The following is a 20,820-nucleotide window of genomic DNA, read 5'->3' as shown; positions in this document are numbered from 1 at the left end:
CGCTTTCGCGAGCAAGCCCGCTCCCACAGGGGATTTGCGCCGTACGCTGATTCCGTGTCCATGACGATCCAATGTGGGAGCGAGCCTGCTCGCGAAGAAGGCAGCACATTCAACGAGGATGTGACTGACAAACCGCTTTCGCGAGCAAGCCCGCTCCCACAGGGGATTTGCGCCGTACGCTGATTCCGTGCCCATGAAGATCCAATGTGGGAGCGAGCCTGCTCGCGAAGAAGGCAGCACATTCAACGAGGATGTGACTGACAAACCGCCTTCGCGAGCAGGCTCGCTCCCACAGGGGAGTGCTGCCAAACATAATTTTAGTGTTCACCAAAGACCCAATGTGGTCTGCGCTGGCGTGTGGCCAGCAACCTCGCCAACCCTTGTCTACACTGCATTTCACCAATGGAGGCGGCACGAATCAGTGCGCCGGCAAAGGAGTGCGCGATGTCGCAGTTTCGCGGCCCGGCCCGGCAACGGGGGGCTATCGGGTTAATGGCGGCGGTGACCCTAGGGTTGGCGCTGTTGTTGATGCTATTGGTGGTCGACACCGGCCGGCTCTACATGGAGCAACGCAAACTGCAGCGGGTGGTCGACACCGCCGCGCTGGAAGCCGTCAGCCGTGGCGGCACCTGCTTGCCGGGGCTCACTGCCGCCAGTTATGCCAACCAAAGTGCGACCCGCAACGGCTTCACCCTCGACGCCAGCAACACCCTCGCCACCACCTGCGGCACGTTGCTGACGGCGGCTACTGGGTTGCGCACTTTCACCGTGGATGCCACCCAGGCCGCAGCGATCAGAGTCGTTGCCAGCCGCACCGTCACCACCAGTTTCGCCGGCGGTGTGCAGGCCCTGGTCAGCGGTACGTCGGTCAACCTGACCACGCAGCTCAACGCCACGGCCGTAGCCGCGCTGCCGGTGCCGCCGGTGGCCCAATTGACGATTCGCAGCACCTTGGTCGACGTCAACCTGTTGAACGGAATCAGCTCCGCCACCGGGGGAGTACCGATCAACCTGACCGTCGCCAGTTGGAACGGTTTGCTCGCCGCCAACATCAACCTGCTCAACTTCATGGATCAGCTCGCCATCGACCTGCACGTCACGGCAGGCAACTACACCCAACTGCTCGGCGCCGATGCCACCGTGGGCCAATTGCTGCAGGCCGCCGCCACCGTGGCTCGCCTCAATGGCGCGACTGCGGATGTACAACTCGGTCTGAATTCATTAGTCAGCGCGGTGGTCAGTCCGGCCAAGGTGCACTTGGGTGATATCTTGAATCTGCAGACCGGCACCACGTCTGCCGCCCTGAATGCCAGCGTGAACGCGCTGCAACTGGTCCAGGCCTTTCTCGAACTCGGCAACAGCAAGAGTGCCGTCGCAGGCACCATCCCCGTAAATTTACTGGGATTGGGCCTCGGCGCTACCGCGAGGCTGAAAGTTATCGAGCCCTCGCAGTTTTCGGTGGTCGGCAATCCCGCCCTGGCAAAACTGGCGCCATTGGGCGCCAATCGAATCTATGTGCGGACCGCCCAGGTCCGGGTGCTGGTGTCTTTGGATTTGTCCCTGGTCACCAACCTGATCGGTGTCGTAACCAGTACCTTGTCGGTGGTCACCGGACTGCTGGGGTTGGACCTGTACGTCCTGCCCAATCCCATTCTGGACGTCAGTCTTGAAGCAGGTGGCGGCAACAGTTACGTCACCGATTACACTTGCGTCAGCGACACCAATAAAAGCCTGACCGCCAACACCACCACCGCCGTGGCTGAGTTGCGCGTTGGGCGGATCAATTCGGACTGGGCTTCATCGACCTCGCCCATGAGTGTCAGCCCCGTGACCTTGCTCGATCTACGCTATGCCGGCGTTCCCTTCTCGGGCGGTGGCGCGGAGCTGCGGATCGACAGTCCGGCCTTGCAGACCAGCGCCAGCACCACGTTTATCAACCCGCCAAAAGTCGGGCTGGCTCCCTCGGATCCGCCTTACACCCTGACCGCCTCCAACGCGATTGCCGGTTTGTCGCAAGCGGTCAATGGTGTGCAATTGATCCTGCACACACCGACGTTCAACCCAGGTCCACTGTTGGCGATTGTTTTCAATACCCTGAACACGCTGCTCAACGGGGTGATATCGCTGCTGACCACGACTCTGAATTCAATCCTGAGTCCGCTGCTGGACAACCTGCTGAACAATGTCCTGAAAGTCCTGGGCATCGAAGTCGGGAAAATCCAGGTCGGCGCCAACCTCAGTTGCGGCCAGCCCGGCAAGGCGTATCTGGTGATCTAATCGTCCTGATAAATCGGTAACTCGATACAAAACCGCGCCCCATCAACCGAGTTGTTCACACTCAGCCGTCCGCCCATGTTCTCGACAATCCCATAACTCACCGACAGCCCCAGCCCGGTCCCCACACCCACCGGTTTGGTGGTGAAGAACGGCTCGAAAATCCGCTCCAGCAAGCGCGGATCGATACCGCCGCCATTGTCCTCGACCCACAGTCGCACCGATCGCGCATCGCGCTCGGCATACACAGAAATCCACGGCTTGAACTCTCGATCACCCTCGCGCTTGCTCAACAGCGCATCCCGCGCATTGACCATCAGATTGATCAGCACCTGCTCCAGTTGATCGACATAACCGCGCACCTGCACGGTAAACCCGGTTTCGCTGACCCGCAGTTCCACGCCTTTGCCGCGCATGCCTTCGGCCAGCAGCGACAGCGTGCCTTCGATGGCGTCGACCGGGTTGAACGGGTGCTGCTCGACCTCCGAACGACGGCCAAACACGCGCATGTGATCCACCACCCGCGCCGCCCGCTGGACCTGGGCGTCGATGCGGTTGAGCTTGTCGGTCAGGTAATCGATTTGCACCTCGCCGCTGCCCAGGCGCTTGAGCACATTGACGATGGCCATGCGCATCACGTTCAGCGGCTGGTTGATTTCATGGGCCAGCCCGGTGGCCATTTCGCCGAGGGTGGCCATTTTCGCGCTCTGGGTCAGTTGCTGTTGGGAGCGTCGGACCTCGGTGTTGTCGCGGCCCACGGCCTGGATTTCCAGCAAGCGGCCCTGTTCGTCAAACACCCCGCGATCCGACCAGATCCACCAGGCGTGCTCGCGCCCCGGCAGTTGCAGGTTGATTTCGGCGCTGCTGACCGGGTGCTCCAGGGTCAAAAGGCTGAGCCGCTGGAGAAACGCCTCGCGCTGTTCCTCCGACATCCAACTGCCGAGGTTCATGCCGGGCAGTTGTTCAGGTTCACATTCCAGGTAAATCGCCAGCGGCCGGTTGCCGAAACTCAGGGTCAGGTCCGGGCGATAACGGCAGATCATCGCCGGGGAATCCTCCACCAGAATCCGATAACGCTCTTCGCTCTGTTTCACTTGCTCGGCGGCCAGGGTCGCCTCGGTGACATCCAGCCACAGGCCGACGGCTTCCACCGGCAACCCGAGGTCATCGCGCAACAACTTGGCCTCGTCGAGCAGCCAATGGTAATCGCCGCGACAGTCTCGCAGCCGATAACGGGCGCGCACCGAACCTTCGCGCAGCAAGTGGCGAGTGCGTTCGAAGTAGCGGTCGCGGTCCTCGGGGTGGACGCGCTCGATCAACGCCGCAGCGTCACAGTTTTCCAGGCTCCAACCCAACAGCGGCTGGAGGCTGGCGCTGAAAAACGTCGGGTGCAACGCGCCTTCGACATAGCGCTGGACGTAGATCACCGCCGGTGAACTGGCGATCAGGTTGTCCAGCCGCGCATGGGCGGCGGCGGTGTGTTGCTGCTGATTCTTGATGTCGCTGATGTCGAGCATGAAACCCACCAGCCGCTGACTGTCTCCGCTGCCGATGGCCTGGCCTTGCAGCCTGTACCACAGCGGATGGTGCTCGGTGTCGCAGCGGTGCAGGCGCACGCACAGGGTCAACGGCTCGCCGTGTTGTTGCAACGCGTGCAGGCGACTGCGCATCTCTTCACGATCGGCGGGATGAATTTGCAGCAACCAGTCATTCAGCGTCAGGCGGGCACTGTCCAGGTGCAAAGTGGCAGCGAGGGATGGCGCCAAAAGAATCTCATCGCTGGCGCCGAAGGCTTCCCACCATCCCGTGCCCAGCAAGACTTGCAGCGATTCCAGTCGCTCCAGTTGCAAGTGGTGGTGCTGCTCGCGCAAACGACCGAGCAACGGCCCGGCCAGTGCGCTGACCAGCAGCAGCCAGTCGCGGTCACCCAAATCTGGCGCGTGTTCATGCACCGGGTAAAAACCGCACAAAAGCCACGCGGCAACCCCGTGGTCATCGCTATAGGGCACGGCAAAACCCTCGGCGTTGCCGAACACGTCTTGCACGCGCAGGTGTTCGCTGCCGTGACTGATGCTCAAACGCTGGGGGGCGGAGCCGTTCAAGCTGTCGAGCACCGTGCCCAGGCGCTGATCGTTTTGCCACAGCTGTGGAGCGTCATGGGCGCTGAACTGGCGATGGATCTGCCAGCCTTCTTCCTGTTCGTCGAGCAAGGCCAGGGCCACGCACGGCATGTGCCAGCGCTGGGCGATGATTTGCAGTTGTTCGCTGACGATCACCGGCAACCGCGCCAGGCTGCACGCGCGCAGGTGTTCGCTGATCTGCCCGGCCACGGCGTGGCATTCGTCGCGGCTGTGGGCTTGATGGCGTTCGAGCAACAGGTCGCCGATGTCCATCAACTGCAATAACCAGCCACCGGCGCACGGTTGCACCCAGCCGCGCAGGTGCAAGGTCTGGTCGGCCAGCCCGAGGAAATCCAGGTCCAGGCTTTGACCCTGCCAGTCGGCGGGCTGACCCTCGATCGACAGGGTGCTATGAACTTGCACGTAGCGATGCAGCGGCAACGGCTGATCGTTGGGCGGTTGTTGGGCCAGCGAGTGCCGCAGCGGCCCGGCCATGTGCAACACGTGACCTTCGTCATCCAGATGCACATGCAAACCCTGCGGTTGCACCAGCAACGGCTCGGGCGCCTCGACAGCGGGTATGGCGGGGCGCTTGAGCAAGCGAGCGAAAAGCTTGTCCCCGGAGGTCAAAATTGCAGACTCGACGTAGCGCTCAGGTTGGTTGGCAGGTTGGGCACCGTGCCCACGCCCGGCAATACCAGAAACGGCATGACCTGATTCAACTTGCTGGTGGGGTAATTCACGCTGACGGTCAGGGTGCCTTTGCTGGTGTCGTAGACCGCGCTGGTATCCACGCCGATCACCAGGTTCAGCGCGGTCGGCACCCACGCCAATTGCTGTTGCAGCGTGGCGTTCGCGGTGTTTTGCACCACCGTCGCGTAGCCGGGGGTATTGGGATCGACCGCCACACTGCGGCGCACCGCTTCGGCGGTGGCCTGGTTGAATGACTGCATCAGCACGAACGGCAAGCTGTAGCTGACCAAACCGTAAAACACCGCGAAAAAGATCACGAACACCAAGGCGAACTCAATCGCCACAGCGCCTTTTTGCTTGCTGGGGAGGCCTGCTTTCATGAGTGCGTCTACCCTGACAATCACTGCGTAATATCAGCATAGAATCATTCAGCCAAAACGGACGGTTTTTACCGGATGCAGAGCCTTGTCGTGATTGTCTGGCTAACCCTGTGCGCGGTTCAGGATGCGCGCCACCGCCATATCGCCAACGTCCTGACCCTCGGCGCTGGTGCGGCAGCACTGGCGTATCTGCTGTGGACCGGCAGCACCTGGCTCGGAGCGGAGGCAAAGCAGGGCGGTTGGGCGTTTTTACTGGCGCTGGCCTTCACCTTGCCGGGCTACGCGATGAAGCGAATGGGCGCCGGCGATGTGAAACTAATGACAGCTTTGGGCCTGGCGACCGACGGTATTCACGTGCTTGGTGCCTTTATCGGTGCTGGAGCGGCAAGCGTGTTGTGGTTAGTGCTTGCGCCAAAAGTCTGGCTCCATATGAATCAAAGGCTTAAACATGGCGTCCGACATGTAAATCCAAAATGGTCAGAAAAACAGCCATATGCGCCGTTCGTGTTGGTGGGCATGGTGTGTACGCTGTTTTGGATCCATTAGTCGCGAGAAGCCACTAGTTCTATGTACATAGTCGGAAAGTGCGTCTACTTTCAAAGTTAGAGTAGTTATACAACTGGTGGCTATTAGTACAGGAATGGTCAGCTTTCAGCCTGCATGGAGTAGCACGTGAACAAGCTTACGTCTGCGGTAAAAGTCCTTGTGGTTGACGATCAGCCACTGATCGTCGAAGAACTGTGTGAATTCCTGGAGAGCAGCGGTTATCGCTGTGTGCCTTGTGAATCCAGTACGCAGGCCCTGGAGCGCTTCACACAGGATCCGGACATCGGTCTGGTGCTGTGTGATTTGCACATGCCAGACATGGACGGCATTCAGCTTGTACAAGAACTGCAACGGCTGTGCGGGCGACATCGGGCGTTCGAGGCGATCATGCTCACCGGGCGCGCCGACAAACAGGATGTGATCAAAGCCTTGCGCGCCGGGATTGCCGATTACTACCAGAAACCGATTGATCTGGATGAGTTGCTCGAGGGTTTGCAACGTCAGGAAGTGGCGTTGCAGGAGCGCCAGAAAGACGTGCAACTGGGGCACCTGAATCAGAAGCTGCAATACCTGTCCGAGTCGATCGATGATCTTTATCAGGACCTGGACAAAGTGCGCCGCAATCCGCGTTCGACTTCCGGGCCCGGGGATTTCGTGGTCAGCCAGGCCGACCAGGAAGAGATGCCGTCGATCTTCAATCAACTGTCACCCCGGCAACTGGATGTGGCGCGGTTGGTCGGCAAGGGGCAGACCAATTACCAGATTGCCTGTGAGTTGGGGATTACCGAGAACACGGTGAAGCTGTATGTGTCGCAGGTGTTGCGGTTGACCCATATGCACAACCGCACGCAACTGGCGCTGGCACTCTCGCCGAGTAACTCCGGAATGCGCCAGCGCGTCACGGCCCACTAAATCCCCTGGCTGCCCCCAATCAAAACTGTGGGAGCGGGCTTGCTCGCGAAAGCGTCGGCACATTCAACATCAATGTCGCCAGACACACCGCCTTCGCGAGCAAGCCCGCTCCCACAGTTGATTTTCGGCGAACAAAGGATCTGTGAACGGCGCACTACTTGCTGATTTCAATCTTCCCGCCCGCGTCCGGGTCGTACAAATCCGGAATCTCATACCGATACTTCTTCAACCAACGCTGCATCGCCTCTTCCCGCTCCGCCGCGCTCGCGGTTTGCGGTGTTTTGGATGCGGCTTTGTTGCGGCTTTGCAGCACCAGCCAATTCTCGGTTTCCTGCTGTTGCGGTGATGACGGGCCGGCGTCGATGGCCATCGCGCTCAGCGGGAGTATCAACAGGCTCAAGCCGAATAATTTCATCATCGCCAACTCCTATTTAACCGACGTTGGCTGGGCATCCGTCACCGTCGCCACTTGATCACCCACCGCCGCTTTGCCCTTGCCCGGCTGCTTGAGTTTCTCCGCCCGGGCCTGGGCATCGGTGAATTGTTCCGGCGTCAAATGCGAGCGGCTGACCACTTCCGCCGCTTGCTGCCAGTTGTCCTGATACAGCAGCAACGTCACCAGATTCGCCGCCGCCAGCGTGTCGTGCTGCTTGAGTTCGATGGCGGTAAGGAATTCAAAACGCGCGTCTTCGAGGCGCAACTGGTTGAGGTAGACCACGCCCAAATCATTGCGAATTTTTTCGTCAGTCGGCGCCAAGCGAGCGGCGCGTTGCAGGTGGGCCTGGGCCTGGCCGTAGTCGCCCCGCGCGGCGAACAACTGGCCCAGGCCTTGTTCCGCATCCGCCGACAAGCACGTCCCCAACAGGCTGCGATATAACGGTTCCGCCTCGCTGCGCCCCAGCAGGCGATAGACCTTGGCCTTGCGCAAACGTACCTCGCTGAGGTTGTCGGGCAGGCTCTGCAAATTGGCCAGGCTGGCGTGCAGCTTGCCGTCGCTGGCCAGATCATCGGCTAGGTTCAACGCCAATTCCTGATCGGAACTCAACTTGCTGCAACTGGCCGGCGACATCATCGCCGACCACGGCGCCTGGCCGTCAGTGGCGCAACCGGCGAGCATCAGCAGGCTCACTGCAGCGATCAATGCTTTCATCTCTCTCCCTCAATAAGTGCGCGATTCAAGACGCAAACGCCCGGGTAATCGCGGTAAATCCGGGTCCGGCCAGTACGATCAACAGGGCTGGAAACAGAAACAGCATCATCACCACGGACATCTTGGCCGACATTTTCGAAATGTATTCCTGCAGCCGCGTCAGGCGCCGATCGTCGAGCAGTTGCTTGAGCGCCAGCAGGGATTTCATCGCGCCGCCGCCCTGATGAATCAGTTGCTCAAGGATCACGCAGGTGTCACTGAACTCATCCACCGCGAGCATCAGCGCGGCTTTGTGCAATTCCTGGCTGAGCTCCAGACCCGAGTCGACGCGGGTCAGGATCAGACGCAATTCGCTGGTCAGTTCCGGCAGGAGTTTTTGCCCTTCGGTGCTTAGCACTCGCAGCGCTTGTTCGACCGCCATGCCCGACTCGAAGAGGATGCGCAGCAGCGGGATGAAGGTGGAGATTTCCACGGCGATGGTTTGCTGCCGACGTGCAGCCGCATAGGCCAGCAGGCGTTTGGGCAGCAAGTAACCGAGGCCGGTGCCAAACATCGGCAGCAACCAGCCGTTAGCGGCGAGGGGGAAGAACATTTCTTTCAAGAACAGTCCCAGCCCCAACATCAACAACGGCGTGCCGATCTGACACGCCGCATATACCGCGCGCTCATTGGCGCGTCGCCAACCGAGGCGGCTGAGCAGAGTCTGGGTTTCGCTGTCGATGCTGACCGAGCGCTGGCCAAACCTGCTGTTGCCGAGCACCCGCAGCCAACTGCCGAAACGGTTCTCCCGCACCAATTGCCCTTGAAGGCGCTGGGTCACCTGTCGCACTCGCCGACGCTCTTGCAGCAAGTGGTTGGCCACCAGCAGCAAGGCCCCGAGCAACAGCATCAGACTCGCCAGCAAGACCATGTCAGACACTCCGCAACATGCGCCACAGCGCCAGGCAGCCAACCACCTGCAGCACCACCGCGATGATCAACATGGTCTGGCCGCCCGAGTCGTGCCACATGCCGAGCATGTAGCCGGGATTGGTCAGCATGAAGTAACTCACCAGAATCATCGGCAACGAACCCAGCACCCACGCCGTCATGCGGGTTTCACCGGTCATGGCTCGCAATTGCCGGGCGCCCTGGTCCCGTTCGCGAATCAGTTTGATCAGGTTCTCCAGCAACTCGCTGGCGTTGCCGCCGTAGCGATGATTGACCTTCAGGCCGAGGGCAAACATGCGCAGTTCGTCCTGTTCATAGAGCTCGGCGAAGTCACTGACGGCGTCCGGCAAATTCACCCCGAGCTGCACGTTGCGCTGGACCCGGCCCATGGCGCGTTTCAGCGGATCCTCACTGGCCTCGATCCCGCCCATGACCGCGTCGGCCAGGGTGCGTCCGGATTTGAGGCTGCGCACGATGTGATCGAGCAGCTGCGGCAATTGTTCGATCATGCGTTTAAGGCGGCGGCGATACAGCCATGAGATGTACAGCCTTAAAACCAATGGCGGCGCGAACAACAGCGTTAGCAAACCGACCCAATCGGCGAGTAAAAAACCGAGCAACATCGCCACGCCCCACAGTGTCAGCCACAACCCCAGGCGTTCGGTGGGACGACCCAGACCCGCCCGCAAAAACATGCGCTCAAGACCGACCCACGTGGTTTTTTCCGGCGCCAGTTGCGGCTGTCCCTGGGCCAGTCGACTGAGCACCCGTTCGTTGCCGGTCTTGCGGATCCCGTGCACAAACAGCCACACCGAGAGCCCAAGCAGCACCACGCAAATCAGGCTGAGAATCAGCGGGACTATCATGCCGAATGCTCCATGGATTCAGCCCAGGCTCAACTCGTGACGCAGCTTGTCACCCGCCGGATTGACTGCTTCGCGCAGGAAACCGATACCGGTGCGCCGGTCGAGGCGGAACAGGGTATTGGTGACATAGACGTCCTCGCGCACGCCGACCACTTCCACCACTTCGCTGACACAGCGCCGGCCATCGGGCATGCGCGTCAGTTGAATGATCACGTCGAGTGCCGCGCAAATCATCTGGCGCAAGGTGCGCTCCGCCACCGCGCGCCCAGTGAGGCCAACCAGGGTTTCCAGGCGCAGCAACGCGTCCTGGGCGTTGTTGGCGTGCACGGTGCTCATCGAACCGTCGTGGCCGGTGTTCATCGCGGTGAGCACGTCGAGCACCTCGACGCCACGAATCTCGCCGAGGATGATGCGGTCCGGGCGCATCCGCAGGGCGTTGCGAATCAGGTCGCTGGCTTTCACTTCACCGTGACCCTCGGCATTCGGCGGCCGGGTTTCCAGGCGCACCACATGCGGGTGGCCGAGTTGCAATTCGGCCACGTCTTCGATGGTCACCAGCCGTTCGTGAGGGTTGATCAACTGGCTGAGAATATTCAGCAGCGTGGTTTTGCCGGTGCCGGTGCCGCCACTGATCAGGATATTGCAGCGCTTGCCGACGGCGTTTTGAAAGAACTCGAAAATCGATTGGTCGATGGTTTGCATCGCCACCAGGTCGCTGCTTTTGAGCATGTCCTTGCGAAACTTTCGAATCGACAGACAGGGGCCGTCCAAGGCAATCGGCGGAATGATCGCGTTGACCCGGCTGCCGTCCGGCATGCGTGCATCGACCATCGGCGAGGACTCATCAAGCCGCCGCCCCAGTGGTGCGAGGATGCGCTGTATGACCCGCTCCACATGGTGCGCATCGATAAACCGCAAATCGCTCAGGTGCAGTACGCCGTCACGCTCGATGAACACCCGGTGCGGGCCATTGACCAGGATTTCCGTGACTGCGGGATCGCGCAGCAAGACTTCCAGCGGCCCGAAACCGGTGAGTTCGTCGACGATTTCTTCGGCCAGTCGCTCCATTTCATAGCGGGAAATCGCCAGGTGCAGGCGGGCGATGTATTCGGCGACTTTGTCGGTGACGAACTGCGACAGCAGTTGCCGCGAACCTTCCAGCAGGTTTTTCCCGGACTCTTCGATGGCGTCGATGATGTAGCGGTGCAGCACCAGTTTCAGGCCTTCATGATCGGCGTTGCCGGCGGTGCTGCGCTGGGGCGCGCCGAAAAGTTTTTCGCTGCTCATTGCGCGCCCCTCAAGCGGTCGAACCAACCGGTCCTGGGTTTGGCCAGGCCTTCGGAGCGCTTGGCCAGTCGTTCGCCGAGGGTGCGCAGGCTCTGCGTGAGTTTCTCTCTGGGCGCCAGTTCGAACAGGGTGATGCCCTGGTTTTTCGCGTTGAGCCGCACTTCCGGGCTGTAGGCCAGTACAGCGATGACTTCGAGGTTGAAGGTCTTGCCGAGGGTTTCCGAATCCGGGGCGATATGGCCCAGGTAGCGGTCGACCAACAGGCGCCCGTGGTCGAGCTTCATGCCTTTTTCCCGCCACAGGTTGAGCACCGCCAGGTTGCGGCGGCAGTCGAGGACGTTCTGGTCGCTGTACCACAGCAACTTGTCGCAATGGCTGACAAAGGTGCGCAGGGCTTCGCTGTCCGGTTGACCGGTGAGGTTCACCACGATGTGTTGGAAGTGTTGGCGCAGGGCGCTGAGCAGCATGTACAGCTCGGCGGCGCTGGTGCTTTCCAGCGGTGCGTCATTGCTGGCGTAGGCGAGGATCCGCAGCCCGGCTTCGGCGCTGGTAAAGGCGCTGTCGATCAGCGTCGCGTCGAGGCGGCGCAAGTGGCGCAACGCGTCGCCGAAGTGAAACGAACTCTCCAGCCCCAGCAACGCCAGGCTGTCGCCACGGGGCAGCCCGAGGTCCAGCAGCAAGGTTTGTTGCCCGCTCTTTTGCACCACCAGCGCCAGGTGATTGGCCAACAGTGCGCCGTCGCCATTGCTCTGGGTGCCATACAACACGGTGAGGCCACCCAGTTGCGTATTCGGCGTCACGGGCGGCAGGCGTTTGCTCAGGCGCCGCACCAGCCCGGCGACTTCGCTGGAGCGCGAACCATAGGCGACGAAATCCCGCGCCCCGGCGCGCATGGCATTGAGCACCAATTGGTTGTCCATGCCGTCGCCGAGGGCGACGATGGCCAGCATCGGTTTGGCTTCCAGGGCACCTTCGATCAGCGCGCTCTGGGCCACCACGTGTTCGCGGTCGAGGCCGACGAACACCAGGCTGGCGAAGGTCACGTCCACCAGGGCCAGCAACTCGTCGAGGCTGCCACCACCGGCGCTGACCACTTGGCCGAGGGGCGCGAGGGCGCCTTGCAGCCACTCCAGGTCGGTGCTGTTGCGGGTGATGGCGAGAAAGGTCTGGCTCAGGCTCTGGCTCATTGCGACAGTCCGCTGCGTTTGTCGAAGTTGCCGTTTTCCAGGAAAAACATGCGGTAGAAATTCGGGTCGTAGTTGCGCAGTTTCTCCCCCGGCAACGACGGCAATTGAGCGTCGGCGGCCAGGGGTTGAACCAGGTGCGGGGTGACGATCATCAGCAACTCCCGTTCTTCACGATTGATCTGTGAGCTGCGGAAAAATGCCCCCAGAACCGGGATGTCGCCCAGCCCCGGAAACTTGTTCACCTGGGAACTGTTGGTGGTGCTGATCAAGCCGCTGATGACGAAGCTTTCACCGTCGGCCAGGGAAATACTGGTGTCGGTGCGGCGGATGGTCAGGGCCGGGACCGTAGTGCCGGCGATGTTCACGGCGTTGCTGAAATCCAGTTCACTGACTTCCGGCGCGACTTTCAGGGCGATGCGATTGCGGCCGATGATGGTCGGCGTCAGGGTCAGGCGAATGCCGAACTCCTTGTATTCGATAGACACGTTATCGCTGCCGGCGCTAGGCACCGGAATCGGGATTTCGCCACCGGCAAGGAAGCTTGCGCTCTGTCCGCTGAGCGCCACGAGGCTCGGCCGCGCCAGGGTATAGGCGAAGCCGCTGCCTTCCAGCGCATTGATGATCATCATGGTTTTGCCGCCGATCCACGAGAAGTTGAACAGGCTGTTATCCACCGGCAGTTTGGGCGTCACCACACCGTCGATGGCCGGCAAAGTGCCCGGCGCCCCGAACAGGAAATTGCCCCGTGTGCCGATCAATGACGCGGTGGCTTCCTTGAGTTTGGTGCGGCTGACTTCGACGAAGCGGATATCGGTTTGCACCTGTGACGGCAGCGATGGGTCATCGGACGGCAGCAGCGTGTCGCCGGTGAGGGCGGCGGTGGCGCGGCCCTGGACGAACACCATGCTCTGGCGCGGTTCGCTGGCGCAGGCGGTCCAGATCATCAGACTGGTGGCGCCGGGGGCCATGCCGGTCAACAGGAATGCGCTGTTGCCATTGGGGTGCACGTCGGCAATTTTCGGATCGCCGATGGCCAGGCGAGTGATTGCCACCGGCGATTGCAGGTCCTGTTGCAGGCCTTCGCCGATCTCGATCACCGGCGGCAAACGCCCGAGCGCGGCGCAATTGCCGGTCACCGCGAAGGCGCTTTCCAGGGGCAGCGCCAGCAGCATCAAGGCCCAGAATGCGGATTTGAACATCGGCATGGAACGACTCTGCATGCAGCAGCATCCTTGATCAGTCATGGGGTTTGTTGCGTCAGCTGATTGCCGCGAATCACTTCGATGGCGGGCCGTGTTGTCCCGCCATGACCGCCACTGGCCGGGCCTTTTGGCGCGGCGCCGAGGGCCAGTTGAGTGAACTGGAAGAGCTGACTGTTGGCGCTGTCGAGCTTGCCCGGCGACTCGTTTTCGCCAGCCCAGTATTTCGCCAGGCGTTGCTCTTCACTGCTGCGCACCGCCAGGCGCAAAGTGCCGACCTGGGTCGCCAGCATCAACCGGCTCAAGAGTTGTTCGGGCACCGCCAGCACCACGGTGCGCGCGGCGACGCGACGTTGATCCTGTTTGAGTTTGTCGTCGGCGCTCAGGGCCGGCGTGGCCGGTTGACCATCGTTGGTCAGGCCGAATTGTTCACCCACCCCGAGCACGCGCATGGCGGGCACCACGATCTGTGCCGACTGCTGCAAGTTGCTGGTGTCCTGGCGCAGAAACAGCAGCACATCCACGTAGTCCCCCGGCACCAGTTGCCCGGCGGCGCCGATCACTTCGTCCACCGCCACGGCGAGGGCGCGTTCATTGCTGCGGATCATCCGCGCCAGGGTGCCGCCGGCCTCAAAGCTGTCATCGCTGAGCCAGGTGCCGGCGCTGAGGTGGCGCCAGGGCGTGCGGCCGATGGCCTGGTCGAGGTTGTTCAGGCTGCCGGCGGGTGGGTTGCGGAGTTTTTCCACGGCCAGGTCGGCGGCGGTCAGCGGAGTGAACGGCGGCACGTCGTGGGTCAGCACGACCACCGGTTGACGGGTCTGGTCTTCGGCGGCGGCAACGGTTTTTTCCACGCTCACGGCGGCGGTCGGCGGGGAGGCGGGTACAGCGACAGGAACCGGCTGGCGACTGAGCACCAACCCCCAATAACCGACAAAAATCGCCCCGAGCAAAAGCAAGCCGGCAAGGCCTATGGTGACGCGGCTGTTCATGACGGCTCTCCCTTTCCTGCTGCATGAACAACCCGCATTCCTGACGGGGCGTTTTCGCAATCAGGCAGCTATGAACATGCAACTATTTCGCTATTTCCACGCTAGTCGATCTAAATCAAAACGCCATTACGGGCCCGAAAATATCTGTACAAAGTACTGAGAATTGGCCAATTAACCGTAGATTTTCGACCGTGGATTTCGACTAATACTTTGTGATTAATCCGTTGTTACAGTTGTTGGTCGCAGGTTTGTTGGCAATGCTCTGATGGCACAGTGAAACCCTGTCGCAGTACCGTTTCGTCGGCGCCAGAGGCGCGAAGGAGTAGACGTATGATTCTCGAATATCTGTTGCTCAGAGCCCGGTTGTTCTTCAAAAGCACTGAAGGCGCATCGGCGATCGAGTACGCGATTGTGGTAGCCATGGTGGCGGTGGTGGTCGTGGTGTTTGTGTCGCCGGTCAGTACCAAAGTCCTGAACATCTTCAACGCGGTCCTGACATCGCTGGGGGGTACGGCGGTCGTCAAACCTGTGGTGCCTTAGTCGAGGATTTGGATTGATGTTGACTGAGTGCCTGCGGCACAAAGGAGAACGCCATGCTCTTTGAATACCTGATGCTGCGGGCACGTCTATTCCTGAATAACACCGAAGCCGCCTCGGCCATCGAATACGCGATCGTGGTGGCCATGGTCGCGGTGGTGGTCGTGGTGTTCATCACCCCGGTCGGCGCCAAGGTCCTGGCGATTTTCAACAGTGTGCTGGTGGCGTTGGGCGGAACGGCCCAGACCGCGCCGGTGCAAACCCCCTGACCACTGCGAACCGCGCAGTGGGTGAATGACACGCTACACTCGGTCCTACATTCAGTTCTCAGGTACTGCCCATGAACGCTTCCTCGCCGCCGCGCCAACAGTTGCTTCTGGTTGACGACGAAGAGGATGCGTTGCTGGAGCTGGCGGAATTGCTGGAGGGCGAGGGCTTCAGTTGCTTTACAGCCACCTCGGTCAAGCTCGCCTTGCATCATCTGACACGCAACCCCGATATCGCCCTGGTCATCACGGACCTGCGCATGCCGGAGGAGAGCGGCATGTCGCTGATCAAGCGCCTGCGCGAACACACCTCGCGCCAGCACCTGCCGGTGATCGTCACGTCCGGGCATGCGGACATGGAAGATGTCAGCGACATGCTGCGCTTGCAGGTGCTCGACCTGTTTCGCAAGCCGATCTATCACGTGCGGTTGCTGGAGACGCTGAACAATCTGTTTCCGCTGCCGGTGGTGATTGGTGGTTGAGTTTCCAATTTTGTGGCGCTCTCTAAAGCCACCCCTCACCCCAACCCTCTCCCCAGAGGGGAGAGGGGGAAAGGGAGCAGATCTTCAAGCTTTTCAAAGCCTGAGTTCGACTCGGTTCTTCAGGTCGATGTAGCTCGAAAGAACACCTCGGTCAGCCCCCTCTACCCCTTGGGGAGAGGGTTGGGGTGAGGGGTGGTTCTACCTGACTCACTGAAAATCTCGCCTACAACTGATAACTGAAACTCACGCTATACCGCGGCCGTCGGTTGAACGTATCCAGCGCTTCATCCGACATCGGCTTGGCGGCTTCCAGCGCAATGTTGTAGTACTTCGCATCGCCAAACCTCAATCCCACCGCCGCCGAGGACAAGCTGTTGCCTTGCACCGGTAACTGATTGAACCAGGTCTTGGAGCGGTCCAGCACCACATACGGTTGCAGCACCCGCACCCAGTTGCCGTCGCGGTTGAAGCTGTAGTTCACCTCATACGCCACGCCCCAACCCTTGTCGCCGGACGCCTGGTCGTCGGGGTAGCCGCGACCGAAATTCTGTCCGCCGAACACCGCGCGTTCACTGTCGGGCAGGGTGTCGTCGCTCCAGTACAACGCACCCGAGAGCACGCCTTGCCAGTTGTCGAAGAACTTGTCGCTCTGCACCCCCGATAACCGCAGGCGCAAGAAATTCAGGTCCACGTCGGCATTGGTTTTCGCCCCCATGCTGTCGAGGCCCTGATATACGCCCCCACTGAGAATCCGCAGTTGCCGGGCATCGGCCTGGCGCCAGTCGCTCTCAAAGGCGAGGGCGCGGATGTCGGTGCGCACTTCGACGCTGCGTGGGTCGTTAACCACGTCGTAGCGGGTTTTGTCGTTGACCGCATACAGCCGCGCACCGGCGCTGAGTTGTTGCGTCGGCGAGGCGATCAGCGGGTGGCTGAAGCCGATGGAGTAGCGATCGTTTTCCCGGTGCGGCTTGAGTTCCAGGCCATTGTCGAGCAGCACATTGGTGCCGGGATCGGCGCGGTAGCGTGAAGCGGACAAACTCAGTTGCGTGCCCTCGGCGTTGAGGAACTGGTTGTAGTCCGCGCGGTAGTAATGCTCATCGTCATGCCCCGGTGGAAACAATCCGCTGAGGCTCAACTGTTCGCCCATGGCGGTCTGGGAATTGCTGCTGATGCCAAGCAAGGCCTGGGTGCCATTGCGATTGTCTTCGGTGGTGCTCAGGCTGCTGGTGAACGGTTTGCGACTGGCTTGCACCGCCAGGTACGCCGCGCCGTCGGTGGTGCCCGGTGGCGGTACTTGCGCTTGCACGGTTACGCCGGGGATGCGGGTCATCAACGTGGTGTAGCGCTCGAAGGTCTTGCGGGTCAGCGGTCGTTCGGCCTGGAGTTTGGCCACCAGCTTGTCCAGCAGGCCCTTGACCCGTCCGAGGTCGCCCTGCACTTGATAGTCCTTGATGTAGCCTTCCACCAACACCACCCGCGCCACGCCTTGGCTGAAATCCTGCTGCGGCAGAAAGGCGTAGGACAGCAAGTAACCATCCTGTTGATAGCGGCGGGTGATGCCACGGGTGGCTTCGATCAACTCGGCGAGGCTGGTTTCATGCCCGAGCAGGGGTTGATAAAGCGTCGCCAGTTCGTTGAGCGGGTAAAGCGTCCCGCCTTCGATCTGCACGGTCTTGATCGTGACCTTGGTGCCCATCATCAACGGTTGGGCCTGGGGGGCGCCGGGGTCCGGTACCTGCGGCGGCGCGGCTTTCGGGCGGTAAGCGTCGGCGGGCAGGTTCGGCACGGGGAGGTTGCGGATGGTTTCGTTACTGTTGAGAAAAGTGGGAAGGGTGTCGGCGAAAGCGAAAGTACTGACGGTCAGGCACAGCAGGGAAGCCGTAACGCGCATAGGACACTCCATGGTCATATCGCAACACCCCGAGGCTCGTCAGCTGACTGAACCGGAACCGCGAGGTGTCATGCTCCAAAAGAAAAAGCGGAAGACTCCATTCGAATCTTCCGCCTCCAACCAAGCGTAGGCGCCGCAGGTAAGGCCGTCGAATCGGCCAGGTGCAATTCAGCGTTTATTGCCGGTCAGGCCGCCCAGCAGTCCACCAATTCCGCCGGTTGTGCTGCTGCCGGTGGTGCCGTTGCTGACCAGTGCGCCCACCGCGCCCACCGTGGCGCCGACAGTCGTGACCGTATTGCCAACGGCCGCCACCACCGGGTTGGGTGCGGCAGCGGCAATGCTGCTACCGACGTTACCGACTGCGCCGCCGACCTGAGTGACCAGGCTGTTGACCGGGGCGCCGAGGCCGGTGGTGGCGCCTACTTGTTGAGTGAGGCTGGAGACCGCGCTTGTGACGGGATTCAACGCCGTACCGACGGCGCCACCGACACTGGCCAGAGGTGCGGTCGGGGTCAGGTTGGGGGTGCTCGAGCCACCCAATGCACCGCCAATCGAGGCTACCGTGCCGCCCACCGCGCCGAGGTTGACGCCGCCAGCACTGACCACCGGATTGGTATTGCCCGCGTTCAAACCCGCGCCGACATTGGCCACGGCGCCGCCGACGGTTTGCAGCAGGCCCGAGTTGCCAAGACCGCCCAGGCCTCCGGTGCTGCCACCGGTTCCGGAACCGGACGTGGTCACCAGGCCGCCAGCCGTGCCCACGGTGGCGCCCACATTGGCCAGAGCGGTGCCGACGGTGTTGGTCAGCGGGTTACCGTTGCCCGTCGCTGTGACTTTGCTGCCCAGGCCACCGACGGTATCGCCGACTTTAGTGACCAAGCCATCGATTGGAGTGCCCAGGCCGGTTGCGTTGCCGACTTTACCGGTCAGGCCCTCAGCCAGTGTGACCACTGGCACCAGCACCTTGTTGCCGACGTTATTGCTCAATGTCCCCAGGGGACCCGTGCCGGTGGCGACATTCAAGGTATCGCCAAGCATGGTGACTTTTTCACCGACCCCGCCGAGTACCGGGGTGACTTTGCTGACAATACCGCCGACCAGGGGAATGCTGCTGGTGGCCGTCGCCAGTTTGCCGCTGATGTCGGTGACGCCGTTACCGGCGTCAGACACCACGTTGCCGACGATGGCGGTGGTTTTGCTCACGGCCAGAGGGTCGCTGCCGATTTGACCAAGGCCATCGGTCAACCCGTCACCGACGCTGTTGACGACATTGCCTGTGGTCTTGACGGCGCTTTGCAGGACGCCACCCACCACCGGCACGCCGGACACCGAATTGCCGATACCCGAGACGCCATCGCCCACGCCACTGACGGTTGTGCCCAGGCCGGACACCACGGTGCTGGTGACCAGTGGCGACGCGGGGGTGCCGCCCGTTCCTCCCGTTCCGCCGGTGCCTCCAGTGCCTCCGGTTCCACCACCGGTGCTGCCCGTTCCACCCGTTCCACCCGTGCCACCGGTCCCGGCAGTCCCGCCACCTGTGCCGTCAGTGCCACCGGTCCCGGCAGTCCCGCCGCCAGTGCCGTCGGTGCCACCGGTCCCGGCAGTGCCGCCGCCAGTGCCGTCGGTGCCACCCGTCCCGGCGGTGCCTCCGCCTGTGCCGTCAGCACCACCACTTCCGGAACCGCCGCTACCGGTGCCCGCCGTACCCGCCGCACCGTCGGATGAACTGCCGGAAGTACTGTGATGACCACCACCGCCACTGCTGCAACCCGCCAGACCGAGTGACAGGATCAACGCCAAAGCTGTTGCCGACTTGCACCACACTTGAGTGTTCATGAGAGTGATTCCTTGCACCTGTTACAACGTTCGTTGTCTTCGATGGCTTGCCGATCTGTCGCCGGCAATGCCTTCGTCCGTTGTGCACATCACAATCCCGGGGGCGTTTTCGTACCATTCTCAAGTTGGTATTAACCCCTTTATATAGGGGCGTGCGGATGCGTCCTAAGGACTAATGCCTTGGGTGTAAGTCGGGTGGTTGGCTTGAAGTAAATTCGTTTTAAATCAACGGCGAGGGTTTTCAGCGAGGTGAGGGCGGGCGGGGAGGACACTTAAGATATATACACAATTAATCATGTTTGTTCAGTGATCGTTCCCACGCTCTGCGTGGGAATGCAGCCCGGGACGCTCCGCGTCCCTCCAAAGCCGAACGCGGAGCGTCCGTTGAGGCATTCCCACGCAGAGCGTGGGAAAGAGCTTCAGGCAACAGGCCGCCAATGCCCCACCATATGCTCCAGCTCCCCGGCACCAACCAATTGCAAATCCCCACTGGACGCCGCCGCACTGGCGAGCAACGTCACTTCACTGGGCAACCGCACCGGCTTGCGAAACTGTACCGCAATCTCGATGTTCGCCGTCGGCAGATGATCCGCCAGCGCCGCCAATGTCCGGGCCTTATTCCACAACCCGTGGGCAATCGCCGTAGGAAAACCGAACAGCTTGGCGCTGGCCGCACTCAGGTGAATCGGGTTGTAGTCCCCGGACACCTTGGCGTACTGCCGGCCAATATCTGCCGGGGCTTTCCAGCGCATCACTTCGGTCAACGCCAACGTCGGTGCAAATTCATCCTCGACCGGTTCGCCATCGAGTTTGACCCCACGACACAGCATCTGGCTTTCGGCCTCCCACAGCGTGCCCAACTGATCATCCAGGGTCGTGACCAGATCGAACGTCGCGCCCTTGGCGTGGGGTTGCAGGTTCTGCACTTGCACGCTGACCCGCGCACGATGCACACCGCCCATGGGTCGCAAAACGCGGATGCGATTGCTCAAATGAATCAGCCCCAGCAACGGGAACGGAAACTCTTTAGACGTCAGCAATTGCATCTGCAAGGCAAACCCCAGGATATGGGGATACGTCGGCGGCAGCAGGCCGTTATCAGCAAAACCACAGACCTTGCGATAAGCCGCCAGACGTTTCGGGTCGACGTCGAGCCAGCAACGCAACCCCGTATCGGGCAGGGTGGTGCCAGTGATTTTGCGGCGCAGCGCCGCCCGCACGTACAGCTCGGGCAAGCTCGGATCGCGGTTGAGTGTGTGCCAGTCAGTGATCATC

19 protein-coding genes are annotated in these 20,820 nt (G+C 61.4%); 6 read left to right on the top strand and 13 right to left on the bottom strand.

What is annotated here, in order from left to right; genetic code table 11:
- Window positions 1-444 precede the first annotated feature (444 nt).
- Window positions 445-2,277: a pilus assembly protein TadG-related protein gene (locus tag ACIQY3_RS14880; RefSeq protein ID WP_403020603.1), complete on the top strand. Its 1,833-nt coding sequence runs from the start codon at window positions 445-447 to the stop codon at window positions 2,275-2,277.
- Here ACIQY3_RS14880 and ACIQY3_RS14875 read toward each other — a convergent pair.
- A complete protein-coding gene (locus ACIQY3_RS14875; protein ID WP_403020601.1) occupies window positions 2,274-5,024 on the bottom strand; it encodes an ATP-binding protein in 2,751 nt (916 codons plus the stop codon). The two genes, ACIQY3_RS14880 and ACIQY3_RS14875, sit on opposite strands and share 4 nt — an antisense overlap.
- The gene (locus tag ACIQY3_RS14870; protein WP_403020599.1) at window positions 5,021-5,467 is read right to left on the bottom strand and encodes a TadE/TadG family type IV pilus assembly protein; all 447 of its coding nucleotides are present in this window, start codon (window positions 5,465-5,467) and stop codon (window positions 5,021-5,023) included. Before ACIQY3_RS14870 ends, ACIQY3_RS14875 begins: the two co-directional genes overlap by 4 nt.
- Window positions 5,468-5,542: 75 nt before the next feature.
- Between ACIQY3_RS14870 and ACIQY3_RS14865 the strand changes: the two genes are divergently transcribed.
- Together ACIQY3_RS14865 and ACIQY3_RS14860 are read left to right on the top strand one after the other, a co-directional pair.
- The gene (locus ACIQY3_RS14865) at window positions 5,543-6,013 is read left to right on the top strand and encodes a prepilin peptidase (RefSeq protein WP_403020596.1); all 471 of its coding nucleotides are present in this window, start codon (window positions 5,543-5,545) and stop codon (window positions 6,011-6,013) included.
- A gap of 126 nt (window positions 6,014-6,139) precedes the next feature.
- Window positions 6,140-6,925 (top strand): response regulator transcription factor, encoded by a 786-nt coding sequence (locus tag ACIQY3_RS14860; protein ID WP_403020593.1) that lies wholly within the window; start codon window positions 6,140-6,142, stop codon window positions 6,923-6,925.
- A gap of 154 nt (window positions 6,926-7,079) precedes the next feature.
- Here the strand turns inward: ACIQY3_RS14860 and ACIQY3_RS14855 are convergent, their stop codons facing one another.
- Genes ACIQY3_RS14855 through cpaB form a run of 8 tightly spaced genes read right to left on the bottom strand, consistent with a single transcriptional unit; the run spans window position 7,080 to window position 14,533 of the window.
- Window positions 7,080-7,343, bottom strand: a complete 264-nt coding sequence (locus ACIQY3_RS14855) for a DUF3613 domain-containing protein (RefSeq protein WP_403020590.1) — start codon at window positions 7,341-7,343, stop codon at window positions 7,080-7,082.
- 9 nt (window positions 7,344-7,352) lie between these two features.
- A complete protein-coding gene (locus ACIQY3_RS14850) occupies window positions 7,353-8,075 on the bottom strand; it encodes a tetratricopeptide repeat protein (protein ID WP_403020587.1) in 723 nt (240 codons plus the stop codon).
- Window positions 8,076-8,100: 25 nt separating this feature from the next.
- The gene (locus ACIQY3_RS14845) at window positions 8,101-8,985 is read right to left on the bottom strand and encodes a type II secretion system F family protein (RefSeq protein ID WP_403020585.1); all 885 of its coding nucleotides are present in this window, start codon (window positions 8,983-8,985) and stop codon (window positions 8,101-8,103) included.
- Between the two features lies 1 nt (window position 8,986).
- On the bottom strand, window positions 8,987-9,871 hold the full coding sequence (locus tag ACIQY3_RS14840; RefSeq protein ID WP_403020583.1) for a type II secretion system F family protein: 885 nt from the start codon (window positions 9,869-9,871) through the stop codon (window positions 8,987-8,989).
- An 18-nt stretch (window positions 9,872-9,889) separates the two neighbouring features.
- The gene (locus ACIQY3_RS14835) at window positions 9,890-11,158 is read right to left on the bottom strand and encodes a CpaF family protein (RefSeq protein WP_403020581.1); all 1,269 of its coding nucleotides are present in this window, start codon (window positions 11,156-11,158) and stop codon (window positions 9,890-9,892) included.
- On the bottom strand, window positions 11,155-12,345 hold the full coding sequence (locus tag ACIQY3_RS14830; RefSeq protein WP_403020579.1) for a CpaE family protein: 1,191 nt from the start codon (window positions 12,343-12,345) through the stop codon (window positions 11,155-11,157). The genes ACIQY3_RS14835 and ACIQY3_RS14830 overlap by 4 nt, the downstream gene beginning before the upstream one ends.
- A complete protein-coding gene (locus tag ACIQY3_RS14825; RefSeq protein ID WP_403020576.1) occupies window positions 12,342-13,565 on the bottom strand; it encodes a type II and III secretion system protein family protein in 1,224 nt (407 codons plus the stop codon). Before ACIQY3_RS14825 ends, ACIQY3_RS14830 begins: the two co-directional genes overlap by 4 nt.
- A 20-nt stretch (window positions 13,566-13,585) precedes the next feature.
- Window positions 13,586-14,533 carry a Flp pilus assembly protein CpaB gene (cpaB, locus tag ACIQY3_RS14820; RefSeq protein ID WP_403020573.1) on the bottom strand — a complete coding sequence of 316 codons (948 nt, stop codon included), beginning with the start codon at window positions 14,531-14,533 and terminating at the stop codon, window positions 13,586-13,588.
- Between the two features lie 330 nt (window positions 14,534-14,863).
- Between cpaB and ACIQY3_RS14815 the strand changes: the two genes are divergently transcribed.
- The 3 genes from ACIQY3_RS14815 (at window position 14,864) to ACIQY3_RS14805 (ending at window position 15,818) form a co-directional block, all read left to right on the top strand.
- A complete protein-coding gene (locus ACIQY3_RS14815) occupies window positions 14,864-15,073 on the top strand; it encodes a Flp family type IVb pilin (RefSeq protein ID WP_054043993.1) in 210 nt (69 codons plus the stop codon).
- A 53-nt stretch (window positions 15,074-15,126) separates the two neighbouring features.
- Window positions 15,127-15,339, top strand: coding sequence for a Flp family type IVb pilin (locus ACIQY3_RS14810; protein WP_403020569.1), 213 nt, complete (start codon window positions 15,127-15,129; stop codon window positions 15,337-15,339).
- Window positions 15,340-15,410: 71 nt separating this feature from the next.
- On the top strand, window positions 15,411-15,818 hold the full coding sequence (locus ACIQY3_RS14805; RefSeq protein WP_403020564.1) for a response regulator: 408 nt from the start codon (window positions 15,411-15,413) through the stop codon (window positions 15,816-15,818).
- A 223-nt stretch (window positions 15,819-16,041) separates the two neighbouring features.
- Here the strand turns inward: ACIQY3_RS14805 and ACIQY3_RS14800 are convergent, their stop codons facing one another.
- From ACIQY3_RS14800 to ACIQY3_RS14790, 3 genes are all read right to left on the bottom strand, one after another.
- Complete coding sequence (locus tag ACIQY3_RS14800; RefSeq protein WP_403020562.1) at window positions 16,042-17,709, bottom strand: ShlB/FhaC/HecB family hemolysin secretion/activation protein; 1,668 nt, start codon at window positions 17,707-17,709, stop codon at window positions 16,042-16,044.
- Between the two features lie 168 nt (window positions 17,710-17,877).
- Window positions 17,878-19,545, bottom strand: a complete 1,668-nt coding sequence (locus ACIQY3_RS14795; RefSeq protein WP_403020559.1) for a collagen-like triple helix repeat-containing protein — start codon at window positions 19,543-19,545, stop codon at window positions 17,878-17,880.
- 419 nt (window positions 19,546-19,964) lie between these two features.
- Window positions 19,965-20,819, bottom strand: a complete 855-nt coding sequence (locus ACIQY3_RS14790; RefSeq protein WP_403020556.1) for a MaoC family dehydratase — start codon at window positions 20,817-20,819, stop codon at window positions 19,965-19,967.
- Window position 20,820 lies beyond the last annotated feature (1 nt).

Source organism: Pseudomonas sp. NPDC096950 (assembly GCF_044762525.1).
Taxonomy (GTDB): domain Bacteria; phylum Pseudomonadota; class Gammaproteobacteria; order Pseudomonadales; family Pseudomonadaceae; genus Aquipseudomonas.
This window is presented reverse-complemented; position numbering and strand designations above follow the sequence as displayed.